17 protein-coding genes are annotated in these 25,870 nt (G+C 64.8%); 12 read left to right on the forward strand and 5 right to left on the reverse strand.

Translation table 11 applies throughout. From position 1 onward, the window contains the following. Positions 1 to 57: 57 nt before the first annotated feature. From FJ977_RS07615 to FJ977_RS07625, 3 genes are all read right to left on the reverse strand, one after another. Positions 58 to 765, reverse strand: coding sequence for an SDR family NAD(P)-dependent oxidoreductase (locus FJ977_RS07615; protein WP_140770097.1), 708 nt, complete (start codon positions 763 to 765; stop codon positions 58 to 60). 237 nt (positions 766 to 1,002) lie between these two features. Further along, the gene (locus tag FJ977_RS07620; protein ID WP_140770099.1) at positions 1,003 to 2,607 is read right to left on the reverse strand and encodes a 5-guanidino-2-oxopentanoate decarboxylase; all 1,605 of its coding nucleotides are present in this window, start codon (positions 2,605 to 2,607) and stop codon (positions 1,003 to 1,005) included. After that, complete coding sequence (locus tag FJ977_RS07625; protein WP_140771341.1) at positions 2,604 to 3,452, reverse strand: arginine deiminase family protein; 849 nt, start codon at positions 3,450 to 3,452, stop codon at positions 2,604 to 2,606. Before FJ977_RS07625 ends, FJ977_RS07620 begins: the two co-directional genes overlap by 4 nt. Positions 3,453 to 3,671: 219 nt before the next feature. Here FJ977_RS07625 and FJ977_RS07630 point away from each other — a divergent pair, with 219 nt between their 5' ends. The 7 genes from FJ977_RS07630 (at position 3,672) to FJ977_RS07660 (ending at position 10,049) form a co-directional block, all read left to right on the forward strand. After that, on the forward strand, positions 3,672 to 4,484 hold the full coding sequence (locus FJ977_RS07630; protein ID WP_140771343.1) for an ABC transporter ATP-binding protein: 813 nt from the start codon (positions 3,672 to 3,674) through the stop codon (positions 4,482 to 4,484). Positions 4,485 to 4,539: 55 nt separating this feature from the next. After that, on the forward strand, positions 4,540 to 5,337 hold the full coding sequence (locus FJ977_RS07635; RefSeq protein ID WP_056569263.1) for a transporter substrate-binding domain-containing protein: 798 nt from the start codon (positions 4,540 to 4,542) through the stop codon (positions 5,335 to 5,337). 205 nt (positions 5,338 to 5,542) lie between these two features. Further along, entirely contained in the window at positions 5,543 to 6,208 is a 666-nt protein-coding gene (locus FJ977_RS07640) for an ABC transporter permease (RefSeq protein ID WP_140770101.1), read from the forward strand. Then, positions 6,208 to 7,017, forward strand: a complete 810-nt coding sequence (locus FJ977_RS07645; protein ID WP_140770103.1) for an ABC transporter permease — start codon at positions 6,208 to 6,210, stop codon at positions 7,015 to 7,017. The genes FJ977_RS07640 and FJ977_RS07645 overlap by 1 nt, the downstream gene beginning before the upstream one ends. A gap of 147 nt (positions 7,018 to 7,164) precedes the next feature. Then, a complete protein-coding gene (locus tag FJ977_RS07650) occupies positions 7,165 to 8,166 on the forward strand; it encodes an Ldh family oxidoreductase (protein ID WP_181179702.1) in 1,002 nt (333 codons plus the stop codon). 342 nt (positions 8,167 to 8,508) lie between these two features. After that, positions 8,509 to 8,961 carry a DoxX family protein gene (locus FJ977_RS07655; protein WP_140770107.1) on the forward strand — a complete coding sequence of 151 codons (453 nt, stop codon included), beginning with the start codon at positions 8,509 to 8,511 and terminating at the stop codon, positions 8,959 to 8,961. Between the two features lie 110 nt (positions 8,962 to 9,071). Then, positions 9,072 to 10,049, forward strand: coding sequence for a complex I NDUFA9 subunit family protein (locus tag FJ977_RS07660; protein ID WP_140770109.1), 978 nt, complete (start codon positions 9,072 to 9,074; stop codon positions 10,047 to 10,049). A 174-nt stretch (positions 10,050 to 10,223) separates the two neighbouring features. Here FJ977_RS07660 and FJ977_RS07665 read toward each other — a convergent pair whose 3' ends face one another. Further along, entirely contained in the window at positions 10,224 to 11,591 is a 1,368-nt protein-coding gene (locus FJ977_RS07665) for a cytochrome P450 (RefSeq protein WP_140770111.1), read from the reverse strand. A gap of 198 nt (positions 11,592 to 11,789) precedes the next feature. On the opposite strand from FJ977_RS07665, the gene FJ977_RS07670 reads away from it, so the two are divergent. From FJ977_RS07670 to gyrB, 3 genes are all read left to right on the forward strand, one after another. Next, positions 11,790 to 12,359 carry an NADPH-dependent FMN reductase gene (locus tag FJ977_RS07670; RefSeq protein WP_140770113.1) on the forward strand — a complete coding sequence of 190 codons (570 nt, stop codon included), beginning with the start codon at positions 11,790 to 11,792 and terminating at the stop codon, positions 12,357 to 12,359. Between the two features lie 87 nt (positions 12,360 to 12,446). Then, positions 12,447 to 15,065: a caspase domain-containing protein gene (locus tag FJ977_RS07675; protein WP_181179704.1), complete on the forward strand. Its 2,619-nt coding sequence runs from the start codon at positions 12,447 to 12,449 to the stop codon at positions 15,063 to 15,065. Positions 15,066 to 15,226: 161 nt separating this feature from the next. Next, on the forward strand, positions 15,227 to 17,698 hold the full coding sequence (gene gyrB / locus FJ977_RS07680; protein ID WP_140770117.1) for a DNA topoisomerase (ATP-hydrolyzing) subunit B: 2,472 nt from the start codon (positions 15,227 to 15,229) through the stop codon (positions 17,696 to 17,698). Positions 17,699 to 17,778: 80 nt separating this feature from the next. Here the strand turns inward: gyrB and FJ977_RS07685 are convergent, their stop codons facing one another. Then, complete coding sequence (locus FJ977_RS07685; RefSeq protein ID WP_246682855.1) at positions 17,779 to 18,717, reverse strand: dienelactone hydrolase; 939 nt, start codon at positions 18,715 to 18,717, stop codon at positions 17,779 to 17,781. 575 nt (positions 18,718 to 19,292) lie between these two features. On the opposite strand from FJ977_RS07685, the gene FJ977_RS07690 reads away from it, so the two are divergent. Continuing rightward, positions 19,293 to 20,210 carry a hypothetical protein gene (locus FJ977_RS07690; protein ID WP_140770121.1) on the forward strand — a complete coding sequence of 306 codons (918 nt, stop codon included), beginning with the start codon at positions 19,293 to 19,295 and terminating at the stop codon, positions 20,208 to 20,210. Positions 20,211 to 20,429: 219 nt separating this feature from the next. After that, positions 20,430 to 25,862 (forward strand): autotransporter domain-containing protein, encoded by a 5,433-nt coding sequence (locus tag FJ977_RS36230; RefSeq protein WP_281406804.1) that lies wholly within the window; start codon positions 20,430 to 20,432, stop codon positions 25,860 to 25,862. Positions 25,863 to 25,870: the final 8 nt, after the last annotated feature.

Here is a 25,870-nt window from a genome sequence, read left to right on the forward strand (position 1 = left end):
CCGGAGCGATCCGGCGGGGTTTTTCTTTGGCGAAAGCCAGGTCGTTCGTTTGCGGAGCTACGCCCGGCCGTAGAGCGGCACCAGCGTTCCGCTCATCGCCTGGTTGGCGGGCGAGGCGAGATAGGCGATGGCTTCGGCAGCCGCTTCGAGGCTGACCCATTTGGTGAAATCGGCATCCGGCATGTCGGCGCGGTTTGCCGGCGTGTCGAGCGTCGACGGCGCCACGGCATTGACCAGGATACCCTTGGCCTTGAGCTCTTCGGCCATCGCCACCGTCATGGCCGCGACCGCCGCCTTGCTGGCCGTGTAGGCGACCATGCCGGCGCCGCGCCTGGGGTCAAGCCCGGCGCGCGCGGTGACATTGACGATGCGGCCTGATGTGCCCGAAGCCAGCATCGAACGAATAGCCGCGCGGCTGCACAGGAAGGTGGTGCGGGCGTTGGTGTCCATCATCTCGGCAAAGGACGCCGACTCGATCTTTTCCACCGGCGCCATGGCGAAGCCGCCGGCGAGATGGATCGATCCCCACAAGGCGGGAACCTGGGCGTAGAAGCCTTCAACCTTGGCGGAGTCCGACAGGTCGACATTGTGCGCCAGCTTGACGCTCTCGTGCGCGGCGAAAGGAAAATGCTGGGGTGCCGCGGCATGTGCGTTCGGCACATGGCAGATTGCGCCCTGCTCCAGCAACCGACCAACCACAGCGCCGCCGAGCGCACCGGTTCCGCCGGTCACGACGATATGCCTGCCTTGAAGTGTTTCCGTCATCCTGGATCGCTCCTGTCGTATTCTTATGATTATTTCGCTTGTTGCGCCGCGCCGACGCGAAGCGTCGCGCCTTTCGGGCGATCACTCAACTGATATCTCGACATGGCAGTTGTAGCGTCTTTGCATGCGTCAGCTCGCTGGCCCTCGCGATTTCGTCAGCCCTGCGGCTCGCGCCGTGCGACAGGCAAGCCGGCGAATGGCCGATACAGGTTGAAAAATCAACGCCGGCCTTGGCGCTCAATCGACCGTGATTTCGATGACACGCGGCAACCCGGTCGCCCGGGCCTGCCTCAACGCCTGCGGCAAGGCGCCGATATCGGCCAGCCGCTCGGCACCGATGCCATAGGCTTCGGCCAGCTTGCAGAAATCCGGCGGCGCCGGCGACACCCCGACAGGTTCCACACCGACATCAAGCATGGAGGTCTCGATCTCGCGATAGCCCCTGTTGTTCCAGACCACGAAGATGACCGGTGCCTGGGCATCGAGCGCCGCGCCGAGTTCGGGCAGCGTGAACTGGAAACCGCCGTCTCCGGTCAGGCAGACAACCGGCGCGTCGGGCACGGCAAGTGCCGCGCCGATCGCCGCCGGTGGGCCGTAACCAAGCGCGCCGAAGCCGGTGGCGGCGTTGAACCAGCCGCCTGGCCGGTCGTGGTCGTAATAGAGGTTGGCGGCATAGACCGGCTGCGTCGAATCGCCGACAACAATGGCGCCCGGCAAGGCATCGCGGATCATTTCCACCGCGTGCACCTGCGCCACATAGGCAGGGCTCAGCTCGGCGAACGCCGCCTTCCGCGCCGCGGCGGCGCGTGCCTCGCCGTCTGGCGCCGCAGGATGAGCGGAGCCGGTCGCGGCGAGCAAGGCCTCGATCGCCTCGGCGCAGTCGGCCTGGATGCCGATCGTCACCGGCCGGCGCGCGAGCTGGTCGGCGCCGATGTCGATGCGGATCAGGTTGGAAGGCAGAACGAAGCCGCCATCGCCGTAGCCGTCATAATCGGTCGGACCGAATTCGGTGCCGGCGGCAATCACCAGATCGGCCTCGGCCATCAGCGCGCGGACCGCCTTCAGGCTGGGGCTTGCCGGCACGCAGAGCGGGTGGCGGTGCAGCAGACCCCGCGCATTGGTGGTCTCGACGACCGGCGCACCCAGTTTCTCGGCCAGGCGCCGCAATGGCGCTTCGGCACCCTTGGCGCCGCCGCCGGCCAGGATCAGCGGCCGGCGCGCGGCCGCGATGATTTTGGCTGCACCGGCAATTGCCGCGCCGTCCGGCGCCGGCGGTGCCGCATTGCTCAGCAGCGCCGCGATATCGTCGGCCGGCTTGACCATGACATCGGTCGGGATCTCGATATGCACCGGACCCGGCCGCGAGGACGAAAACAGGGCGAAGGCCCGTGCCAACGCCCCGGGCAATTCGCTGGCCTCGGTGACACGCTGCGACAACAGCGCCACCTTTTCCATCATGCCGCGCTGATCCGGCAGTTCATGCAGGAAGCCAAGCCCCTTGCCCAGTGTCGGCGTGGCGTTGACACCCGAGATGACCAGCATCGGCACCGAATCGGCGCGCGCCTGGCCCATGGCGGTAATGGTATTGGTCAGCCCCGGTCCGGTGATGACGAAGGCGACACCCGGCCTGCCGCTGGCGCGGGCATAGCCGTCGGCCATGAAGCCGGCGCCCTGTTCGTGGCGCGGCGTGACATGGCGGATTTTCGAACGCGCCAGGCCACGGTAGAGCTCCACCGTGTGGACACCCGGAATGCCGAAGACGGTGTCGACGCCGTGGGCTTCGAGCAGCGTGATGAGGGCCTCGCCGATGGTCGGCCCAATGGTCGTCACAGCTGTCGTCATTGGCGCAGCACCGGACGTGTCAGGCAGGTCGGGCCGCCCTCGCAAGCGATACACAGCGCATCCGCCTCGAAGGTGGAAACCGTGCAGCCGGCCGCCTCCATGGCCGCCGCCGTCTTGGGAAAACCTGCGACGGCGATCACCTGATGCGGCGCGGTCGGCAGCACGTTGAGGCTGAGCCCGCTGGAAGCCATGAATTCATCGGCATCGCCCTCGACCAGCTTGATGCCGCGTGCCCGCAGCATCTGGTAGAAAGCCGCCGGCAGGAGCGGCGAATAGACCAAAGCCAGATCGTCGGCGAGCGGGCTGATCACCGACATCAGATGCAGGCAGGCCTCTTCGCCGTGCCACAGCGGCAGATCGAAGCCATAGACCTGTATGCCCTTGGGCGAGAGCAGGTTGGCGAGCTGCTGGATGCCGTCCTGGTTGGTGCGTACGCCGCGGCCGATGGCCAGCGTGCCGGCATCGACCCATACGCAGTCGCCGCCTTCCACCTGGCCGGGATGCTCGATGCGGCCGAGGATCGGAATGTCCATGCTGGTGTAGGCGGCCTCGTGCAGGTCGGGCTCCGGCCGGCGCAGGGCCTTGCCCATGGACAGGATGATGGCGCCGTGATCGGTCATCAGCGAAGGGTCGTGGGTGAAGACGGAATCGGCCAGCCCGTCATCGGCGTCCGTCAGCCATTCGATCTCGGCACCTGAAGCCGCGACCAACTGCGTCAGCCGCTCATGCTGGGCGGCGGCTTTTTGCGGGTCAAAGCCCGGGCCATAGTGCCATTCCCGCGCCTTCGCGTGGCGCATGGCACTCGACGCGGACCGCATCAGCACGCGTTTGAGCGGTCCTGCCATGGACTGCGAACCGTATGTTTTGCCCACTAAATTCTCCCGAAACATCCCTTCCGCCACTAACCACTACAGCAAGCCGTGATCAATGGTCCAAAAACCATGGTTGACGGAGGCAAGCGGAACGGTCCATCTTGAGAATGGGAACTCTGTCCAGTGATGGGTAATGGGTAAAACAATCCAGCAGCGATGGGCTCGACCGCTCCGCGGAGCGTCGAAGGGATGATGGCGCAGGGCGCCGCATCCGTCCTCGAACAAACGGCGCAGGACGGCGCCGCCGAAGCCATCCATGTCGAAAACCTGCACAAGAAATTCGGCGAATTGCATGTGCTGAAGGGCGTGTCGCTCTCGGCGCGCGATGGTGAGGTGATCGCCATCATCGGTGGCTCAGGCTCGGGCAAATCGACGCTGCTGCGCTGCATCAACTGCCTCGAAAATCCGACCAGCGGCATCATCCGCGTCAATGGCGAGGAGATCAAGCTGAAGGCGGACAGCCACGGCCACACCGTTCCGGCCGACCGCAAGCAGATCGAGCGCATCCGCTCCAAGCTCGGCATGGTATTCCAGAATTTCAATCTGTGGAGCCACATGACGCTGATCGAAAACGTCATCGAGGTTCCGGTGCATGTGCTGGGCGTCAGGCGCGACGAGGCGATCGCCCAGGCCGAAAAGCTGCTGGCGCGCGTCGGACTTGCCGAAAAGCGCGACGTCTATCCCGCCTATCTGTCGGGCGGCCAGCAGCAGCGCGCCGCTATCGCGCGCGCCTTGGCCATCAATCCGCGCGTCATGCTGTTCGACGAGCCGACCTCGGCGCTCGACCCCGAACTGGTCGGCGAGGTGCTGAAGGTGATCGGCGACCTGGCGCGCGAAGGCCGCACCATGGTGCTGGTCACCCACGAGATGAAATTCGCCCGCGAGGTCGCGACCCATGTCGTCTATCTCTACAACGGGCTGGTCGAGGAAGAAGGCCCGCCGGAACAGATCTTCGGCGCGCCGAAATCCGAAAGGCTCAAGCAGTTCATCCGCAACATCGGCTAGGGACAGGCCGGGACGGAAGAAAACCGGGAACCAACAACAAACTGGGAGTCACGAAATGAAGACTGTTCTGAAGACATTCGCCGCGGCACTGCTGCTCGGCGTCGCCGCCATGGGCGTGGCCAAGGCCGACCCGGTCAAGATCGGCGTCGCCGCCGAGCCCTATCCGCCCTTCACCTCGCCGGATGCTTCGGGCAAATGGGTCGGCTGGGAGATCGACTTCATCGACGCCGTCTGCGCCGAGGAGAAACTCGACTGCGTCATCACGCCCGTTGCCTGGGACGGCATCATTCCGGCGCTGACCACCAAGAAGATCGATCTCATCGTCTCGTCGATGTCGATCACCGACGAACGCAAGAAGACGATCGACTTCTCGGACAAGTATTACAACACGCCGACGGCGATCATCGGACCGAAGGACCAGAAGTTCGGCTCGACGCCGGATGACCTCAAGGGCAAGGTCGTCGGCGTCCAGGTATCGACCGTGCACGCCGTTTACGCCAAGAAGCACTTCGGCGCCACGGCCTCCGAAATCAAGGAATACCAGACCCAGGACGAAGCCAACCAGGATCTCGCCGCCGGCCGCCTCGATGCGGTGCAGGCAGACTCCATCGCTCTTGGCGAATTCCTCAAGTCCGACCAGGGCAAGGCCTGCTGCGACCTGAAGGGCATGGTGGCTCCGGACGACGAAGTGCTCGGACCGGGCGTCGGCGCCGGCGTGCGCAAGGAAGACACCGCCCTGAAGGAAAAGATCAACGCCGGCATCAAGGCGATCCGCGCCAACGGCAAGTATGACGAAATCTCGAAGAAGTACTTCGATTTCGACATTTACGGCGGCTCGACGCAGTCGAACTGACGCCCCTCGCACTGGCCGGAGGGCATGACGCCAGGGTCATGCTCTCCGGCCGACCCTTCCCACGCGTGCTTGCCGTCGGCCACTGACGTCGGCGGATAGCGCCAGCAATCCGGGGGCGAAGCTGATCGACGCGTTTCTTCAGGCCTCGGCGGCCGGCATCATCGAACTCCTCTCGCCCGCGCCGGTCGGCTGGGGCGGGACACTCATGCTCGGGCTGCTGCATTCGATCGAGATCGCCGTCGGCGCCACGATCGTCGGCCTGTTCATCGGAACCTGCGGTGCCTATGGCAAGCTCTATGGCGGGCCTGTCGTGCGCGACCTGCTTGCGGTCTACACCACCGTGGTGCGCGCCGTGCCAGAACTGGTGCTGATCCTGTTGCTCTACTACGCCGGCACCGACCTGATAAACCAGGTGCTCACCGCGATCGGCTACCAGCGGGTCGATATCAACGGGCTGGTGGCCGGCATAGCCGTGCTTGGCTTCGTCCAGGGCGCCTACTCGACGGAAGTCATGCGCGGCGCGATCCTCGCCATCCCGCAAGGCCAGATCGAAGCTGCCCGCGCCTACGGCATGTCTCCCGGCCTTCTCCTGCGGCGCATCACGCTGCCGGCGATGCTGCCCTTTGCCATTCCGGGTCTGGCCAATCTGTGGCTGATCGCGACCAAGGACACCGCGCTGCTGGCCGTCGTCGGCTTCTTCGAACTGACGCTTGCGACACGGCAGGCGGCAGGCGTGACCAAGGCCTATCTGATATTCTATCTCGCCGCCGGCGTGCTCTATCTCGCGGTAACGCTGTTTTCCAACCTCCTGCTCAGCCGCGCCGAGAAATGGGCGCGACGCGGCATGCCTTCGATCAAGGATGCACGCTGATGGTGGGCGAGGCTGCCATCATCAACACGGCGGCGCGCGCCTCGCTATGGCTGCAGCCGCATCGCATCGTCCTCATCGTGATTGCTCTGGGGCTGGTGCTGTCAGCCGCCGTTTTCATGCGCTGGGACTGGCTGCCGCAATATTGGGCACTGGGCCTGATGGGCATCTGGCGCTCCCTGTGGATCCTGGCCGTCACCTGCGCGCTCGGCTTCCTGATCGCCGTGCCGGTCGGGCTGGCGCAGGCCGCCGGTTCAATCTGGGTTGCGGCGCCGGCGAAGGTTTTCTGCACCATCATCCGCGGCACACCGCTGCTTTTGCAACTGTGGCTGCTCTATTACGGGCTGGGTTCGCTGTTCCCGCAATATCCATGGATCCGCGAATCCTGGATGTGGCCCTATCTCAGACAGGCCTGGCCATATGGCGTGCTGGCGCTGACCCTGTCCTTCGCCGGTTACGAGGGCGAGGTGATGCGCGGCGCCTTTGCCGGTGTGCCCAAGGGACAGCTGGAAGCCGCCCGCGCCTTCGGCATGAGCCGCTGGAAGATCTTCCAGCGCATCTGGCTGCCACAGGCCTTCTACCGGGCACTGCCGACTTTGACCGGTGAGACCGTGCTGCAGTTGAAGTCGACGCCGCTGGTGGCGACGATTAGCGTGATCGATATCTTCGCCGTCTCGTCCAAGGTGCGACAGGATACCTACCTCACCTACGAGCCCTTGCTGCTGCTGGCGTTGATCTATATGGCGATCACCGGCATTCTCGTCCTGGCCTTCAGCCGGATCGAAGCGCGGATACCGGTCAAGGTCGGCTAGAGGCGCACCGATCGCACACGGCACGATGGAGATATCCGCCGCTTTTCTTGCAGTTGCGGACGATTTTCAACACCAACGCCGGCTCATCTGCTGCTACGCACGGACCCGACCAACTCAACCAGTTCTCGCGACCCCAGGACGGCCATAATGCAACTCAGTCTCGACCAGGCAAGAGGACTGTGCCGGATGGCGGCACTCGGTGCCGGCGCAAATGAAGAAGCCGCGCAATCGCTCACGGCCTCGATCATCGCAGCCGAGGCGGAAGGGCTTTCGGCCGTCGGGCTTTCGCATTTCATCGACTATCTCGAGGCCCTCGAGGCCGGCCGCATCGACGGCAATGCCGATCCGGTGATCACCAGGCCGGCGCTGGCCGTCTATCTCTCCGACGCACGCGGCGGGCTGGCGCATACCGGCTTCGACCGGACGATCGACGATCTCGCCAAGGCGGCAAGACTGTTCGGCGTTGCCATCTTCTCGCAGAAGAACGCCTATACATGCGGCGCGCTTGGCTATTTCACCGGAAGGCTGGCTGCACAGGGACTGGTATCGTTCGCCGCCACCAACGGCCCGGCCATTCTCGCCGGCTCGGGCTCGGTCAAGCCGGTCTATTGCACCAACCCGATGTCGTTTGCCGCGCCGGCCGCCGACGGCGCGCCGCTTGTCATCGATCAGTCCTCGAGCGCCACCGCCTTCGTCAACATCCGCAAGGCGGCCGAGGACGGCAAGAAAATTCCCGAAGGCTGGGCGCTGGACGCCAGCGGCAACCCGACCACCGATCCGGCAGCGGCCATGAAGGGCGCCATGCTTGCCTTTGGCGGCCAGCGCGGGGCCAACATCGCGCTGATGGTCGAAGTGCTGGCGGCGGGCATTTCCGGGGCCAACTGGTCGCTCGACGCGCCATGGTTCACCGGTGGGCCGGACAGCCCCGGAACCGGCCTGTTCGTGCTGGCCATCGAGCCCAAGCTGCTTGACCCGGATTTCGAGCAGCGCATGAAGGACCAGCTTGACCGCCTGCGCCGCCGCTTTGGCGTGCATGTGCCGGGCCGCGCCCGGGCCGAGGCGGCCGAGAAGGCGCAGGCGCGCGGCATCACCGCGCCCAAGGCGGTGGTGCAGCGGATTTCGGAATTCGCCGAACGTTATTCGGCCTGAAGAAATCGACGATTTTTTCCGCGCCTTGGTGAACCTTTGCGCGCGTCGCGGCGACCCATGACTGTCCGGGTTGGGGTGCCCGGTCGGTGTCTTCTGTCGGATGCGTCCAGGGCTGGGGCGCGCGTGCTTGCTTCACGCCAAGCTGATACCGTCTCAGGTCAGGCCGTCTCGTTGGACCCTGGTTTCGACATGAGCTTCACCCGGAAAACCCCGCTTCGGCGGGGTTTTCTGCGTTTCATTTTGCGCACATAAACATGATTGTGAAAGTTAACTTTTGTTAACTTGACTTGGTGGGAACCATCGGGCGTTTGCAAGGGGATCATCACAACAACAGGAGCCACGATGTCCGCAACCACCGACGCTTCCCACGGCAAGCTGATCATTCCGGCGCTTGGCCGCCTGTATTCGTCGCTGCACGATGCCGGCGAAACCCTGCTGCGCGCCGTTGCCGGCATCTTTCTTACCATCCACGGTTCGCAGAAGATCACCAATCCGTTCGGCGCCGCCGAGATGGTCGAAGGCCTCGGCTTCTATCCCGGCGCCTTCTGGTCGTTGCTTCTGGCCTGCACGGAATTTTTCGGCGGCATTTTCATCGCCATCGGGTTTTTGACGCGCCCCGCCGCCTTTGCCGGCCTGTTCGTGCTGCTGGTCACCGTCTGGTTCCACTGGGTGACCATGGGCCAGGGCTTTTCCGGTGCCGAGAAGTCGCTTCTGTGGGCGGCGATCCTGCTCTTCTTCGTCATTCGCGGCGGCAACCGCCACTCGGTCGACGCCCGTATCGGCAAGGCATTCTAACAAGCTTTCGAGAGCGGTGACGCGACGACGCGTCACCCTTTGCCTTTGGCGCAAAACGGACTATGAAACGGCTTCAGCCAAGCCATCTGGAAAGTGCGCCGGAGCCCGCCATGACCGAAATCCTGCAGACCCCAAAGCTCGTCGTCGTCTTTGGCGGGTCAGGCTTTGTCGGCCGCCATGTCGTGCGCGCGCTGGCCAAGCGCGGCTACCGCATCCGGGTCGCCTGCCGGCGGCCCGACCTTGCCGGCCATTTGCAGCCGCTCGGCAATGTCGGCCAGATCCAGCCGGTGCAGGCGAATGTGCGGGTGCGCTGGTCGGTCGACCGCGCCGTGCAAGGGGCCGACCATGTCGTCAATCTCGTTGCCATCCTGCATGAGAGCGGCCGGCAGAGATTCTCCGCCGTGCATGAATTCGGAGCCCGCGCCGTCGCCGAGGCCGCGCGCTCCGTTGGCGCCGGGCTGACGCATGTTTCGGCGCTTGGCGCCGATGCTGGCTCCGAATCGGGTTACGCGCGCACCAAGGCGCTTGGCGAGAAGGCGGTGCTGGAGACGATCAACGACGCCGTGATCTTCCGGCCGTCGATCAATTTCGGACCCGAAGATAGCTTCTTCAACCGCTTCGCCAACATGGCGCGCTATTCGCCGGTGCTGCCGCTGATCGGCGGCGGCCAGACCAAGTTCCAGCCGGTCTATGTCGGCGACGTCGCCGAGGCGGTGGCACGCTCGGTCGATGGCAAGATCAATGGCGGCCAGATCTACGAGCTCGGCGGCCCCAACGTGCTCACCTTCAAGGAGTGCATGGAAGAGTTGCTCGCGGTGATCGAGCGCAAGCGCCTGCTGGTCCCGGTGCCGTGGTGGGTGGCCAACATCCAGGCCTCGATCCTCGGCCTGTTGCCCAATCCGCTGCTGACCAAGGACCAGGTGATGCAGCTGCGCGAGCACAACATCGTTTCGGACGCCGCCGCCAAGGCCAACCGGACACTTGCCGGGCTTGGCATCCAGCCGCAGTCGATCGCGACGATCCTGCCGAGCTACCTCTGGCGCTTCCGCGCCGCCGGCCAGTTCCAGCAGCGCAAGCCCGCGGCATAACCCCAAGGTGTGTTGATATTCAGGTCGGGCCGCCATCGTTCGCAGGCCGGCATCACCTGAATATCGGCATGCCTAGCGCGGTTCAGCGTTTCACGGAAACGTAGAACCGCTCTAACTATTTGTTTTTACGCAATTCCGGACGGAAAACCGTTATACACTTTTCCTGGAATTGCTCTAGCGAGGCGTGACCTGCATCGGCAGCCCGCCTTGCGGCTGGGTCGTCAATTTCTGCACCGGCCAGGGTTTTGTTTCGGCCGTGGTGTCGAAGCGGAAGCGCGACAAAAGGATGGCGAGCGCGATGATCGCCTCCTGCATGGCGAAACTGGCGCCGATGCAGACGCGCGGGCCGGCTCCGAACGGCAGATACTGGAAACGGTCGATCTTTTCACGGTTCCCCGGGTGGAAGCGCTCGGGCAGGAAGGCATCTGGCCGGTCCCACAGCTTCCGGTGGCGATGGACGACCCACGGCATCACCAGCACGGCCGCGTGCTTGGGGATATAAAGATCTTTCCACATCTCGGGCACGATCGGCTCGCGGTTGATCGACGGCGCCGGCGGATAGAGCCGGAGCGCCTCGTCGAAGGCGGCACGGGTCAACGGCATGGCGTCGAGCCACTTCGTCGGGTCGGGTTCGCGCGCCAGCACCTGGTCGATTTCCTGCTCGACCCGGTTGCGCTCCCATGGCGATTCGGCGAGGCAATAGAGCGTCCAGCCAAGCGCACGCGCCGTCGTCTCATGGCCGGCGCCGATGAAGGTGATGATGTTGTCCTCGACTTCCGGACGCGTCAGCCCCTCCGGGCCTTCGGCCTTGAGCAGCAGCGTCAGGAAATCCTGTGGTACGGCATCGGGATCACGCCTGAATCTCTCTTCGCGCATCTTGACGGTATCGGTCACGATCTTGCGGAAATAGGCCATGGTCTTGCGGCCGCGGATGCGGGTGAGCCGCGGCAGCCAGTCGGGCGCGCGCAACAGGTCGAGCGGATCGACACGGCCCATGGTCTCGAACAAACGGTCGATCTCGTTGGCGAAACTGCCCGGTTCGCCCGCGATCTCACCGGAGAACAGCGTCTCGGCCAGGATGTCGTAGGTGAGCAGCGTCATGTCATGGGCGATGTCGGATGTGCCGCCCTGTTCGTAGCGGGTGACGAACTCGAGCGTGCGTTTCAGCATCGGCTGGGCAAAGCCGAAGATGTGGCGCGGCGTGAACACCGGCGCCATCGCCTTGCGCGACCGCTTCCAGACCTCGCCCTCGGCGGTCAGCAGGCCATCGCGCAGGATCGGGCGCAGGATCTTCTGGCGCACCGTGGCCATCTTGTAGTTCTTGGCGTTGTCGACCAGGACATGGCGGATGAGGCCGGGATCGTTGGCGATGACCAGCGGGCCGCCCGCGCCCTTGGCCGAAATCCAGGGTTCGTTGTAGGTCGGCTCGCCCCAGAGTTCGAGCGGATTGCGGTAGACGATGCGGATCATCTCCAGCGTCGAAGGCGGCGACGTGCGCGGCTTCGGTGCGGGAGGAACAAAGGGGGCGGGCTGAGTGTCCATGAAGTGCTCCGCTGCTGGTTCAATGTAGTGGCTGGCACCCCGGACGTCCATGTGACCGAACGGCAGGCAATTCGCGGCACGAAGCAGACAGTCTGTTCATCCGATCGTGACCGCTGCGCCTGGCGTCCAAGCTTGTCCGACGGGACGCTCTGCCGTAGTGACAGTCACCAACAGATACCGCCGACAAAGGAGCCTGTCTTGAAGCACCACTTGAACATCATCATCGGCAGCACGCGGCCAGGGCGCGCCGGTCCTGTTTTTGCGGAATGGCTGGAGACGTTCGCGCGCGAGCACGGGAAATTCGAACCGGTGCTGACCGACATCGCCGCATTTCACCTGCCGGTGCTCGACGAGCCGCATCATCCGAGGCTGGGCAACTATCAGAACGACCACACCAAGGCATGGTCGAAGGCGATCGACGCCGCCGACGCCTTTGTCTTCGTGGCTCCCGAGTACAATTATTTCGCGGCGCCCGCGATCATCAACGCGATCGACTACCTCGCGCGCGAATGGAAATACAAGCCCGCCGCCATTTTGAGCTATGGCGGCGTCTCCGGCGGGCTGCGCGCGGCGCAGGCGCTGAAGCCTCTGTTGGCCGCCGTGGGGATCATGCCGATCCCCGAGGGCGTCGCGCTGCCGATGTACCAGAAGCTGCTCGACGAGAACGGTGCCTTCAGCGCCAGCGACCAGGTGGCCGGTGGCGCCAGGACCATGCTGGACGAGCTGTTGCGCTGGAGCGAGGCGTTGAAACCGATGCGTGCCGGCTGAAGGAGCCGGTTTGGCCAAATGCCAGGCTTGCCCGCGCCATGAAGAGGTGGAATGGTCGGCAAAGGACTGAGCCGGGGGCGGTTCGACTTGCGTTTGCTGTTTGCCTTGCTGCTGATGCTCGCGACCACCGCCACCGCGGTCGCGGAACGGCGCGTGGCGCTGGTCATCGCCGAGGATGACTACCGGCTGGTCCGGCCGCTTGCCAATCCCCTCCATGATGGCGAGGCCATGCAAGCGGCGCTGAAGAAACTCGGTTTCGAGGTCGTGCTCGAAACCAATCGCGACCTCAGGCGCATGCGCCGCGCCCTCGACGATTTTCGCGAGGATACCAAGGGCGCCGATGTGGCCTTGGTCTATTTCTCCGGCCATGGCGTCGAAATCGCCGGCGACAACCGGCTGCTGCCGGTCGATGTCGACGCCTCCTCGCTCGACCAACTGGACAAGACCAGCCTGCCGCTGGAAGAGGTGCGCGACGCCGTCGCCGCCACCGCCAAGGTCGGGCTGATCGTGCTCGACGCCTGCCGCAGCGATCCATTCTCGGGGGGCAGCGGTGACGGGCGCGGCGCTACCTCGCTGGCGAAGGATGTCGCCGAAAAGGTCAAGCCAGGCCTAGGCCGCGTCGGACGAGCGGAAAACATCCTGTTCGCCTTTTCGGCCGCACCCGGCGAAACGGCCGCCGACGGCACTGGGCAGAACTCACCCTTCACGACGGCACTGACCAAATATCTCGGCACGGACGGGCTCGAGATCCGCTCGGTGCTGACCTTGGTGCAGCAGGAGGTCTATGACCTCACACGCGGCAAACAGCTGCCCTATGTCGAGAGCGGCCTGCCGAAGCTGTTCTTCGCCACTGCCGCCAAGGAACAACTGCCGGAGCGCGAACGCCTGCTGCTGGCCATGGCCGATGTGACTCCGGAAATGCGCGGCGAGGTCGAGCAGATCGCCAGCGACGCCGACATGCCGCTGGCGCCGCTCTATGGCGCGCTGATCAGCGCCGACGCCAGCCATCTCTCCGCCGACAGCCTGAACGCCCGGCTGCGCGAGGCTGCCGACGCCTTCGTCAAGGTGCGCGGCGAAATGAAGACGCTCGCCTCCGACGACCCGCGGGTGGCGGAGTTGCGCCGGCAGGCCGAGGAACAGCTTTCGCTCGGCGCCTTCGATGGCGCCCGCACCCTTCTCGCCAAGGCAGCCGACATCGACAATGTCTCGCGCCAGGCGCTGAAGGTCAATTTCGTCAGCCGCACCCTGTCCGAGGCCGCGACGCTTTATCTGTCGGGCGGTGCGGCGCGCGCCGACCTCGACTACGCCACCGCCATCAAGGACTATGAAACGGTGCTCTCGCTCTATGGCGAGGCCGGGCAGTCCTCATTGGCGCTGGAGGATGCCGACCGCCAGATCCGCACCCTGGACGAACTCGGCAAGCTCTACACGCTTGTCGGCAACACCGACGCTGCGGGCCGCGCCTTCTCGGCGCTCGTATCCAATCTCGAATTGCGCTCCGCCCGGGAAACCGATCCGAGCGTCAAGCGCGACTTTGCCGTCAGCCATATCAAGCTCGGCAATATCAGGATGGCGCAAGGCGACCTGCCGGCCGCGCTGGAGAATTACCGGACCGCCAGAACCATGCTCATGGATTTGACCGCGGCCGAGCCCGGCCGCCTGCCATGGTTCGGCGATTTCGCCATGGCCGACGACAAGATCGGCAACGTGCTGGTGACGCAAGGCGATCTGGCGGGCGCCTCGCAGGTCTATCAGGAAAGCCTGTCGATCAAGAAACAGCTCGTCGCCAACGAACCCGAACGCGCCGACCTGCAACGCGACCTGACCATCACCTATGACGAGATCGGCAATCTGGCGCACAGCACCGGCCAGTTCGACAATGCCGAGGCGGCCTATGAGGAGAGCCTGAAGATCCGGCTGGCGCTAGCCGAGAAGAAGCCGCGGGATGCCGAGCGCCAGCGCGACGTCTCCGTCAGCCATGAGACGATCGGCGATCTCAAGCGTGAACGCGGCGATGCCGCCGGTGCGCTCGCGGCCTACCAGGCGAGCCACGCGATCGTCGACCAACTGGTCAGCCGCGATCCCGACAACAGCGAGTTGAAACGCGACCTGTCGGTCGGCAACGCCAAGATCGGCAATGCGCTGAGCGACCAGGAGAAATGGCCGGAGGCACTGGCCGCCTATCAGGAGGCGCTGCGAATATCCCGCGTTCTGGCAGCCGGCGACCCGAGCAACACCGACTGGCAGCGCGACCTTTCGGTATCCATCGAAAAGGTCGCCGGGGTTCTCGCCATCCAGGGCGACCAGAACGGGGCGCTCAAAGCCTACATGGACAGTTTCGCCATCGCCGACAGGCTGGCGAAACTCGATCCGGCGAATGCCGACTGGCAACGCGACCTGTCGATCACGCTGTCCGAGATCGGCATGCTCAAGGTCAAGCAGCGCGACGTCAAAGGTGCACGGCAGGCCTTTCAGGACAGCCTCGACATCCGCCAGCAGCTTGCCCGGTCCGACCCTGACAATGCGACATGGCAGCGCGACCTGGTGGTCGCCATGGTCGACTACGCCCAGGTCGCCAAGAACCCCAAGGCGGTACTTTCCCAGGCGCTCGACATGACGCTGGAACTCGACCGGACCGGGCGGCTGGCGCCGCGATACAAGTTCATGATCAAGTTTCTCAGGGAGCGCGTGGCCAAGGCGAAATAGCGCCCGGCGGGAGCCAGCCATGGACAGCCGGCTCATCCCCGGGGAAATGCCCGCAAACCTTGGAAAAACCGCCTTTAGCGCCTATATCTAGTGCATATCAGACGCGCGATTCGGGGCCGATTTTTCGCGCTGTACAAGCGGCATCTAGACAATAGGTTTTCATGAGCGACCAGACCGAGAACACCAACGGCGCCGAGGCCGAATACGGCGCCGATTCCATCAAGGTTTTGAAGGGGTTGGATGCTGTCCGCAAACGCCCTGGCATGTATATCGGCGACACCGACGACGGTTCCGGCCTGCATCACATGGTCTATGAGGTGGTCGACAACGCCATCGACGAGGCATTGGCAGGCCACGCCGATCTCGTCACTGTGACGCTCAACCCCGATGGTTCGGTGACGGTAATCGACAATGGCCGCGGCATTCCGACCGATATTCACACCGGCGAAGGCATTTCGGCCGCCGAAGTGATCATGACGCAGCTGCATGCCGGCGGCAAGTTCGACCAGAACTCCTACAAGGTGTCGGGCGGCCTGCATGGCGTCGGCGTCTCGGTGGTCAACGCCCTTTCGGCATGGCTGAAGCTCAAGATCCGCCGCAACGGCCAGATCTTCGAGATGAGCTTCACGCACGGCAATGCCGATGCGCCGCTGAAGGCGACGGGCAGCTACGAGCAGGACAAGCAGCCAGGCACCTATGAGGGCCGCAGCGGCAGCTCGATCACCTTCTTTCCGTCGGCCGAGACCTTCACCATGGTCGAGTTCGACTTCGGCACGCTGGAGCACCGGCTGCGCGAACTCGCCTTCCTCAATTCCGGCGTGCGCATCGTTCTGACCGATGCCCGTCACGCCGACATCGTGCGGCATGAACTGCACTATGATGGAGGCCTCGAAGAGTTCGTCAAATATCTCGACAGGGTCAAGAAACCGCTGATCGAGAAGCCGATCGCCATCAAGGCCGAGCGCGACGGCATCACCGTCGAAGTGGCGATGTGGTGGAACGACAGCTACCACGAGAACGTGCTGGCCTTCACCAACAACATCCCGCAACGCGATGGCGGTACCCATCTGGCCGGCTTCCGTGGCGCGCTGACGCGCCAGATCACCGGCTATGGCGAATCCTCGGGTCAGACCAAGAAGGAGAAGGTCTCGCTGATCGGCGACGATTGCCGCGAGGGCCTGACGGCGGTGCTGTCGGTCAAGGTTCCCGACCCGAAATTCTCCTCGCAGACCAAGGACAAGCTGGTCTCGTCGGAAGTGCGGCCGGTGGTCGAGGGGCTGGTCAACGAGGCGCTCGGCACCTGGTTGGAAGAGCATCCGACGGAAGGCAAGGTGGTCATCGAGAAGGTGATCCAGGCCGCGGCGGCGCGCGAAGCCGCGCGCAAGGCGCGCGACATCACCCGCAAGACCTCGCTCGGCGTCACCTCGCTGCCGGGCAAGCTGGCCGACTGCCAGGAGCGCGACCCGGCAAAATCGGAAATCTTCATCGTCGAGGGTGACTCGGCCGGTGGCTCGGCCAAGGGCGGCCGCTCGCGCCAGAACCAGGCCATCCTGCCGCTGCGCGGCAAGATCCTCAATGTCGAGCGCGCCCGCTTCGACCGCATGCTCTCGTCCGACATGATCGGCACGCTGATCACCGCGCTCGGCACGTCGATCGGCAAGGACGAGTTCAACGCCGACAAGCTGCGCTATCACAAGATCATCCTGATGACCGACGCCGACGTCGACGGCGCCCATATCAGGACCTTGCTGCTCACCTTCTTCTTCCGGCAGATGCCGGAGTTGATCGAGCGCGGCCATCTCTACATAGCCCAGCCGCCGCTCTACAAGGTGACGCGCGGCAAGAGCTCGCAATACATCAAGAATGAAAGCGCCTTCGAGGAGTTCCTGATCGATTCAGGGCTGGAGGAGGCCTCGCTTACGCTGGGCTCGGGTGAAGTGCGGACCGGACAGGACCTGCACAGTGCCGTGGCCGATGCGCTGGCTGTGCGCCAGCTCATCAACGGCCTGCACACACGCTACAACCGCAACGTCGTCGAGCAGGCGGCGATCGCCGGCGGGCTCAACCCCGAGGTCTTCGGCGATCTCGGCGGCGCCAACGCCATGGCGGAGCGGATCGCGCAACGCCTCGACATCATCGCCGAGGACACCGAGCGCGGCTGGACCGGCCGCATGTCGACCTCGAACGACGGCAGCGGCGGCTATGTCTTCGAGCGCACCGTGCGCAGCGTCAAGGAATATGCCCATCTCGACATGGGGCTGATCAATTCGGCCGACGCCCGGCAGCTAGACCGCTACGCGCAACGCCTCAGTGATGTCTATGGGACGCCACCGGTGCTGCGCCGCAAGGATGTGTCGGAAACCGTTTCGGGGCCGCTGGCGCTGCTCAACGCGGTCTTTGCGACCGGCCGCAAGGGCCTGACCATGCAGCGCTACAAGGGTCTCGGCGAGATGAATGCCGAGCAGCTCTGGGAGACCACGCTCGACCCGAATGTGCGTTCGCTGCTGCAGGTCAAGGTCAACGATGCGACCGATGCCGACAGTCTGTTCTCGCGGCTGATGGGCGACGAAGTCGAGCCACGGCGCGAATTCATCCAGGACAATGCGCTGTCGGTCGCCAATCTGGATATTTGATGCATGTTACCCAAAACCGCACGGCGGTTTGGGCAGAGCGAAATGCACAAGAACTCAAGGCCGCGTCGTCTGAATCCGCTTCAGTGCGACGCGCTTTGAGACTGTAGCGATGCGCTGAAGAAGCTTGCCAGGGCGGCGTTCAGGCGCTGATGGAAAGCGGCCCTGTCGAAGCCGGGTTCGTCGATGCAAATCTCGGGGGCCGCGCCGCGCAATTGCGCGCTGCATGGCGGCAAGAACGCATAGTGACCGGCCAGGGGTTCGACATGATACTCCGGCGGTCGAGGCAGCGCCGAACGAAGGTGTTCTTCATACCAGGGGTCGGGCTGATGCCGGTCGTCGGCCGCGCGCCACAGGAGCACCGGGATCTGAACCGAAGCGAGGCCGGTACGGTCAAAGGTGAAGCCGAACGCCGGCGCGGCAGCCGCGATGGCGCGGATCCGCCGATCCGGCTTCCACGCATCCGGCGGTGTTAGGACCGTTTTTGCAACAGAATGGACCCCCGCCTTGGCCAGCGCAGTGCAAAGATCGTGCCGAGGATTTTCCGCGCAGTATGGGTCGATCTTGTCGAGGTCGGGTATTCCGCCCGCTTCGACGAGCACGGTGAAGCCGCCATTCGAGAATCCGAAGGCGCCGATGCGCTGGGGATCGATGTCGGCGTGCGCCTGCCAGTCCTTCAGCATGAAATCGATCAGCCGGCTTAGCTGGGCTGGCCGGCGCCATGGCATCAGCACCTTGCTCTGGTCGTCGAAAGTATCGCCGGCATGGCTGACCGCGGCGACGATGAACCCGGCTTTCGCCAAGGCGATCGCCGTATCATAGTGGCCGGCATAGGATCCGCCGCCGCCATGCGAAATCACGATGAGTGGCAGCGTATGGCCCTTTGGCGGCCCCGAAGGCGCGACGTGCTGGGTAAAGCTTCCCAGCGGCACATCGCGCGGCTCGGCCGAAGTCGGGTACCAGATGCCGGCGGCCAACGGCGGTTCGCCGCCATTGGGAACGCGCACGGCTTCGAAGCCCACTGGAGAATGCGCGGTGTCTTCGGCGGCTGAACTGGCCGACGGCGCGCCAATCGGTGTGCCGGCCGCGGCGGCAGGAATCCAGGCCCCGATAAACAGACCAGAGAACAAGACAAGGCCGGCGAAAATTGCTGAGCGCGGCCGGCTGACTGGGGCCCAAATGCGCCGGGCCTTTGCTTTTTGCTTCTTCTGGAATTTCCTTGGAGTCATTTGTCTTCCTGCTCGGCAAGGCAGTTCGAAGAAAATTCGTAGGACTGACGGTCGGATCCAGCGAGACTTGTGAGAGGCAAGGACGAAGCCGGATTTCCGCTTTTGCCCGGCTCGGCCTATGGGTCAAATCACAACAACATGATCGCTTGAGGCATTTGTGCGAAGCGGCGCTCCGAATTGTTCCATCGCCGGCAAACAAAATCATTTTATAGCCTGCCGGAACGGAAGTCCTCCCGGGACATTGTGACAACATCGATCACAGTTTCTCACAGGAGGCCTTCATGGGACGTGGCATTTTGCTCTGGTTGCTCGGCATTCCGATTCCGATCATCATTCTCATCATGCTGTTCGTACGGTAGGGGGCGTTGATGCAGCCCACCTTACCGGCTATCGACCTATCCTCCTCAGAAGAATCCTCCGCTACAGCCGTCAGCTGGGGCCCTATCATTGCCGGTGCCTTCGCGGCCTCGACGCTGACTTTCATCCTCATGCTGCTTGGCTCCGGGCTTGGGCTCAGCATGGTTTCGCCATGGTCGGGGTCCGGCGCTTCGATCACCACCTTCGCTGTGTCGACAGCGATCTGGCTGATCGTCGTGCAGTGGCTTTCCTCCGGCGTCGGCGGCTATCTTGCCGGACGCCTGCGCACCAAATGGGTCGGGATCCACACCGACGAGGTCTATTTCCGTGACACAGCGCACGGTTTCCTCGCCTGGGCATTGGCCACCTTGCTCGTCGTCGGCGTGCTTGGCTCGGCGCTCTCGGCGGCACTTGGTTCCGGCGTGCAGGCGGTCTCCACGGTGGCGTCGGGCGCTGCCATGGGTGCTTCGGCTGGCGCCTCCGCCAATGCCGGTGGCGCGTCGGCCAACAATGCGACTTCCTATCTGGTGGATTCGCTCTTCCGTCCGGCCGATCCGGCCAAGCTCGCGGGAGCCAATCCAGACAGCGACGCTGCCGCGGTCGGGCAGGCCTCGCGCATCCTGGTCGCCAGCGCCGCGGCGGGCGAGATTTCGGCCGACGACAAGACTTATCTGTCGCAACTGGTTGCTGCCCGCACCGGTCTTTCGGAGGCCGACGCCAAGGCGCGTGTCGATGCAATGGTCGCCAAGGTCGAAGACGCCAAGGTCAAGGCCAAGCAAGCGGCCGACACCGCCCGGAAGGGCAGCGCGACCTTTGCCTTGCTCGGCGCTTTGTCGCTGGTCATCGGCGCCTTCATCGCCAGCGCCGCCGCGGCCCTCGGCGGCAGGCAGCGCGACGAAGAGGAAGCGGTTTTCCTGACCAGCCGCTGAACCGCCATCCCTGCCGCAGTTCAGGGCAGTTCCGGTAGATCAGGGCACGGCGGCAACGCCGTGCTCCTTTGCTTGAAACAGCGGGGGTTGCTTCCAGCAACCATGAAGTCCACCACCTGACTATTTTTGGGAGGGGTTCGGCGACCCTCAACATCTTGGTGGCGTTGGCAAAAATTTGGGCTATCTGAATGATCCCTGTCAGCATGGAGAGACAGGGTCTTGCCGAATACCACCACTTCAATCCTTTTCCGTTCTCTTATGGCATGCACGGCGCTGGTTGGCCTGCAGGCCCAGGCGAGAGCCGCCGATATCATGGTCAGCGATGCCGCCGGCCTCTCCAGCGCGATCAGCAATGCGTCGAGCGGCGACCGGATAATCCTGCAGAACGACATCGCGCTCGGCACAACGCTGCTGCCGCCCGTATTGACCAACATTTCCATCGACGGCCAGGGCCACACGATCGATGCGCAAGGCAACAACCGCATCTTCTTCCTCGACAGCAAGGATGCCATGCCGGCTGTGTCGATCGAAAACGTCACGCTGAAAGGCGGCGCGGCCAAGGGCGGCGATGGCGGCAATGGCAATGGCGCCAGTTATGACGGCGGTGGCGCGGGCGGTGGCGGCGGCATGGGTGCCGGCGGCGCGATCTTCGTCAACAACGGCTCGCTGACGATCGCCAATGTCGACTTCGCCGACAACAGTGCCACCGGCGGCAATGGCGGCGTCCGTGTGCCGGGTGGCGGAACATCCGGCGGCGGTGGCGGCGGCGGACTGGGTGGCGGTGGCGGCGGGGGCGGTCAGAGTTCAGGCGGCGGCGGCGGCGGTTACAGCGGCGGCGGCGGCGCTCCCGTAGCACTTTATGGCAGCCCGCCGTCCGTTGGCGGCACCGGCCCCGGCGGCTACGGTGGCTCCAATGGAGCGGGCCAGGGCGGCGGCATCAATGGCGGCGCCGGCCCCAATGGCGGCGGCGGCGGACTGCCGACCGGCATGGGCGGCAACCCCAACAGCGATGGCACGGAAGGCGGCGGTGGCGGCGGCGCGTCGGACTCCGGCCGTGCCGGCAACGGCGGCGACTTCGGCGGCGGCGGCGGCGACACCACCAGCTTCGGTGTCGCCGGCAGTGGCGGCTTCGGCGGCGGCGGCGGCGGCATGGGCGCGTGGGGCAACGGCGGCAATGGCGGCTTCGGCGGCGGCGCAGGCGGCGGTTATGGCTACATGCGCGGTCCCGGCACCCCCGGCGCCGGCGGCGGGTATGCCTACCAGTCGGGTGGCGGCGGCGCTGGTTTCGGCGGCGCCGTTTTCGTGCGTTCCGGCGCCTCCATCACCATTGCCGACGGCTCGTTCGAGGGCGGCACCGCCACCGGCGGGAGTGGGTATACAGCCGGCGCGGGCGCCGGCGGCGATCTTTTCCTGATGTCGGGCACTGTGACCACCTTCAATCCGATCGGGACACTCACCATCAACGGCACGATCGCGGACGACAGCCAGTCGAGCCTGCCTACCGGCCAGAGCTATGGCGCGGGCTGCGTGGTCGGCCCGAGCTGCGGCGCGGCGATCGCGATCACAGGCGGCACGGTTGTGCTGAACGGCGCCAACACCTTCGCCGGCGGCATGTCGGTCCAGAGCAGGGTTCGCCTCGGCAACAGCAACGCGGCGGGCACGGGCACCATCACCGCACTGGGCGCCACCATCGACTATGCCGACGGCATCACCGTCGCCAACCCGATCGAACTCGACGCCGACGGCACCAAGCTCAACGTCGACACCGGCTCGGCCGAACAGTCAGGAGCAATTTCCGAATCCGGCGGTTCCTTCTCGCTGGAGAAGACCGGCGCCGGCGCTCTGACGCTCTCGGGCGCGAACACCTATTCGGGCGGCACGCTGATCAGCGCCGGCACGATCGTCGTCGGCGTCGACACCGTCGGCAGCCACGGCGCGATCGTGTCCTCGGCGCTTGGCACCGGCGATGTGACCCTGGACGGCGCCACCTTGCAGGCGGGCGGATCCTTCACCGTCGCCAACGATATCGCGCTGACCGCCAAGGGCGGATCCATCGACAACAACGGCAACATTTTCGGGCTGAACGGGAACATCACGGACGCCACGAGCGGGGGCGGCACACTGACCTTCCTGGGCTCGGGGACAACCGACCTCGCCGGCTCCAACACCTATTCCGCAAACACGGTCATCAAATCCGGCATCGTCCAGGCGCTGTCGACCTCGGCGCTGTCGGCCAGTTCCGCGTTCTCGATCGCGAGCGGCGCCGAACTGCAGCTCAATGGATTTTCGAACACGGTCGCGTCGCTCTCGGACGACGGATCGGCAGGCGGCGGTAGTGTCTCCAACGGCGCGGCGACAAACGCCACGCTGACGCTTGGCGCGACGAGCGGCACGGCGACCTTTTCCGGCAGTATCGAGGATGGCAGCGGCGGTGGCTCCCTGAAACTCGCCAAGACCGGCGGCGGCACACAGGTGCTGTCCGGTGCCAACAGCTATACCGGTGGAACCAGTGTCAGCGGCGGCACGCTGAAGATCAGCGGCGGCGGAACACTGGGGGCTACCACCAACAGCCTTGCCGTGAACGGCGGAACACTCGACCTCGGCGGCACGACCCAGACACAGGATGGCGGCGTGTCCCTGGCCGGGGGCTCGATCGAGAACGGCACGTTGAGTTCTTCGGGAATTTTCGACCTGCAGGCGGGAGCGATCTCGGCGGCATTGACCGGAACAGGCAAGCTCGAAAAATCCACGACCGGCACCGTGACGCTCGGTGGGCAAAACAGCTACTCCGGCACGACGACAATCAGCGGCGGCACGTTGGCGGCAGGCATTGCCGGCGCCTTCTCCGCCAGCAGCGCGTTTTCCGTGGACAGCGGCGCGACGCTGGATCTCGGCGGATTCGATCAGGAAGCCGGCTCGCTGACGGGCCAGGGAACGCTCACCAATGGCGGCACGACCAACGCGATACTGACCATCGGCGGCGACAACTCCTCCACCGATTTCGAAGGCCTGATCGAGGACGGCGCGCACGCCACGACGGGGTTGACCAAGACCGGTACCGGAACATTCACCCTGAAGAGCAGCCAATCCTATTCCGGCGCCACCAGGATCGAAGGCGGCACGCTTGCTCTCAGCCATGCCGGCGGCATCGCCAATTCCAAAGTCACAGTCGAAGATGGCACGTTCGATATCTCGGGAACGATCTCCACCAGCTCGACCATCGTCGATCTCGCGGGGTCGTCTTCCGGCGCTGTCTATCTCGGAGCCAAGCGTCTCATCATCGGCAATGCGGGATCCGAATTCGCCGGAACGATCAGCGACAGCGGGCTTCTCGGCCAGTTGGAGATCGCCGGCGGCACGCTGACCCTGTCGGGTGAGAACACCTATACGGGTACGACGTTCATCGATGGCGGTGCGACGCTGGCCATCAAGGGCAAAGGCTCAATAGCCGATTCGGCCGCCATCAGCTTCGGCAAGGGCGGCGCAACCCTGGACATTTCGCAGGCCGACACCAACACCAGCGTCAATGGCATTGGCGACCTTGCAGGAAGCTCCATTGTCGCCCTTGGCGCAAAGACCCTGACGGTTACCGGCAATTCCCAGTTCGCGGGCGAGATCCAGGACGGCGGTCTGGGCAACGGGACCGGTGGCAGCCTGGTGGTGGCCGATGGCGCCTTGCTGGACCTGTGGGGAATCAACAGCTTCACCGGGTCCACCACGATCGAGAATGGCGGCACGCTCCGCCTCTCGGGTGACGGCGGCCTGGCCACCTCGAGCGGAATCGCAGCCGATGGCGTCCTCGACGTTTCGGCAAGCACGGCAACGGCGGGCGTATCGGTCAAGTCGCTGACAGGCGGCGGCGCTGTCTATCTCGGCGGCACCAAATTGCATGTGACCAATGCGAATGGCGTCTTCGGCGGGTCGATCAGCGACTGCGGCACGGACGGAGCAAGCTGCGCCTCGGCCGCATCGGGTGGTCAGCTGGCACTCGAGGGCGGCACGCTGACACTCAACGGCATCAACACCTATACCGGCGAAACCGTGGTGAGCGGCGGCAAGCTGATCGTCGGCGACGACAGCCATGCCGGCGCCAGCCTCGCCGGTGCCGTGACCGTCAACAACGGTGGAGCACTCGGCGGCATCGGCACGATCGGCGCACTGACGGTCAACGCCGGAGGCACGGCCGCGCCGGGCAATTCCATCGGCACGCTGACGGTGAACGGGGATGTGACGATGACAGCAGGATCGATCTTCGCGGTCGAGCTTGCCGGCAACGGCTCGAGCGACAGGATCGCTGCCGGCGGCAAGGCGACGCTTGGCGGCGGCAAGGTCGAAGTGAAGGCGCTGGACAGCCAGACCAGCTATACGACGGGCAAGACCTACACGATCCTGACCGCCGACGGCGGCGTCGAGGGCAGCTTCGATCCGGTCGTGCTGTCCAACTCGGCCTTCCTGTTCGGGCAGCTTTCGCAGGACACCGACAGCGTCGACCTCAAGATCGCCGTGAAAGGCGTGTCCTTTGCCGGTGTCGCCGACGGCCCGAACAGCAAGGAGACGGCCGGTGCGCTGGACACGCTGCAGCAGAGCGGCCCGTCGCTGGCATTGTACAACAAGCTGCTGTTTCTGTCGGCCGACGAGGCGCGTGCGGCATTCAACGGGCTGTCAGGCGAAATCCACGGCTCGACCGCGACCGGCCTGATCGCGGACAGCCAGAAACTGCGCGATGCGATCGACAACCGGCTGCAGTCGGCTTTTGCGAACCCGAGCGAGGCGCCCTTGCCGGTGATGGCCTACGGCGACGATGCGAGCCTGCCTACCGGCTCTATATCGACCCAACGCTTCACAGCCTGGGGTTCGGCCTTCGGCTCCTGGGGCAGTATCGACGGCAACGGCAACTCCGCAAAACTCTCGCACTCGACCGGTGGCTTCGTCACTGGCGCCGATGGCTTCGTCACCGACAACTGGCTCGCCGGCATGCTCGCCGGCTACAGTCATTCCAGCTTCAATACCGACCAGGGCTCGGCATCGAGCGACAATTATCATCTCGGCATCTATGGCGGCGGCGAATGGGGCGCGCTCACCTTCCGCACGGGCCTTGCCTACACATGGAGCAACATCGACACTGGCCGTTCGGTCGCCTTCCCCGATTTCACCGACAGCCTGAGCGGCAACTACCGGGCAGGCACAAGCCAGGCCTTCGGCGAGTTCGGCTACACCATCAAGGCAGGCGGCATCGGGTTCGAGCCCTTCGCCAACCTCGCCTATGTCAACCTGGGTACCAGCGGCTTCCATGAGACGGGAGGCGCTGCCGCTCTGGCCGTGGAGGGCGGCTCCAACGACGTCACCTTTACCACATTGGGGCTGCGCGCTTCCGGCGACTTCGCCATTGGCGGCCTGAAAGCCACCGCGCGCGGCACAATCGGCTGGCAGCATGCCTATGGCGATACGACGCCGACGATCACCCAGGCTTTCGCAGGCTCGTCCGCCTTCACTATCGCCGGGGCTCCGATCGCCAGCGATAGCGCCATCGCCGAAGCTGGACTCGACCTTGCCGTTACCCCCGGCGCGACGCTTGCCCTAGCCTATAACGGCCAGATCGCAAAACAGGCTCGCAATCATGCATTCCGGGCCGACCTGAACATCAGGTTCTGACGGTGCCC

Source organism: Mesorhizobium sp. B2-1-3A (assembly GCF_006442655.1).
Lineage (GTDB): Bacteria > Pseudomonadota > Alphaproteobacteria > Rhizobiales > Rhizobiaceae > Mesorhizobium.

Coding starts and splice junctions, on each gene's coding strand:
- FJ977_RS07615 (WP_140770097.1), bottom strand. CDS start 765: ATGACGGAAACACTTCAAGGCAGGCATATCGTCGTGACCGGCGGAACC.
- FJ977_RS07620 (WP_140770099.1), bottom strand. CDS start 2,607: ATGACGACAGCTGTGACGACCATTGGGCCGACCATCGGCGAGGCCCTC.
- FJ977_RS07625 (WP_140771341.1), bottom strand. CDS start 3,452: ATGGCAGGACCGCTCAAACGCGTGCTGATGCGGTCCGCGTCGAGTGCC.
- FJ977_RS07630 (WP_140771343.1), top strand. CDS start 3,672: ATGGCGCAGGGCGCCGCATCCGTCCTCGAACAAACGGCGCAGGACGGC.
- FJ977_RS07635 (WP_056569263.1), top strand. CDS start 4,540: ATGAAGACTGTTCTGAAGACATTCGCCGCGGCACTGCTGCTCGGCGTC.
- FJ977_RS07640 (WP_140770101.1), top strand. CDS start 5,543: ATGCTCGGGCTGCTGCATTCGATCGAGATCGCCGTCGGCGCCACGATC.
- FJ977_RS07645 (WP_140770103.1), top strand. CDS start 6,208: ATGGTGGGCGAGGCTGCCATCATCAACACGGCGGCGCGCGCCTCGCTA.
- FJ977_RS07650 (WP_181179702.1), top strand. CDS start 7,165: ATGCAACTCAGTCTCGACCAGGCAAGAGGACTGTGCCGGATGGCGGCA.
- FJ977_RS07655 (WP_140770107.1), top strand. CDS start 8,509: ATGTCCGCAACCACCGACGCTTCCCACGGCAAGCTGATCATTCCGGCG.
- FJ977_RS07660 (WP_140770109.1), top strand. CDS start 9,072: ATGACCGAAATCCTGCAGACCCCAAAGCTCGTCGTCGTCTTTGGCGGG.
- FJ977_RS07665 (WP_140770111.1), bottom strand. CDS start 11,591: ATGGACACTCAGCCCGCCCCCTTTGTTCCTCCCGCACCGAAGCCGCGC.
- gyrB (WP_140770117.1), top strand. CDS start 15,227: ATGAGCGACCAGACCGAGAACACCAACGGCGCCGAGGCCGAATACGGC.
- FJ977_RS07690 (WP_140770121.1), top strand. CDS start 19,293: ATGCAGCCCACCTTACCGGCTATCGACCTATCCTCCTCAGAAGAATCC.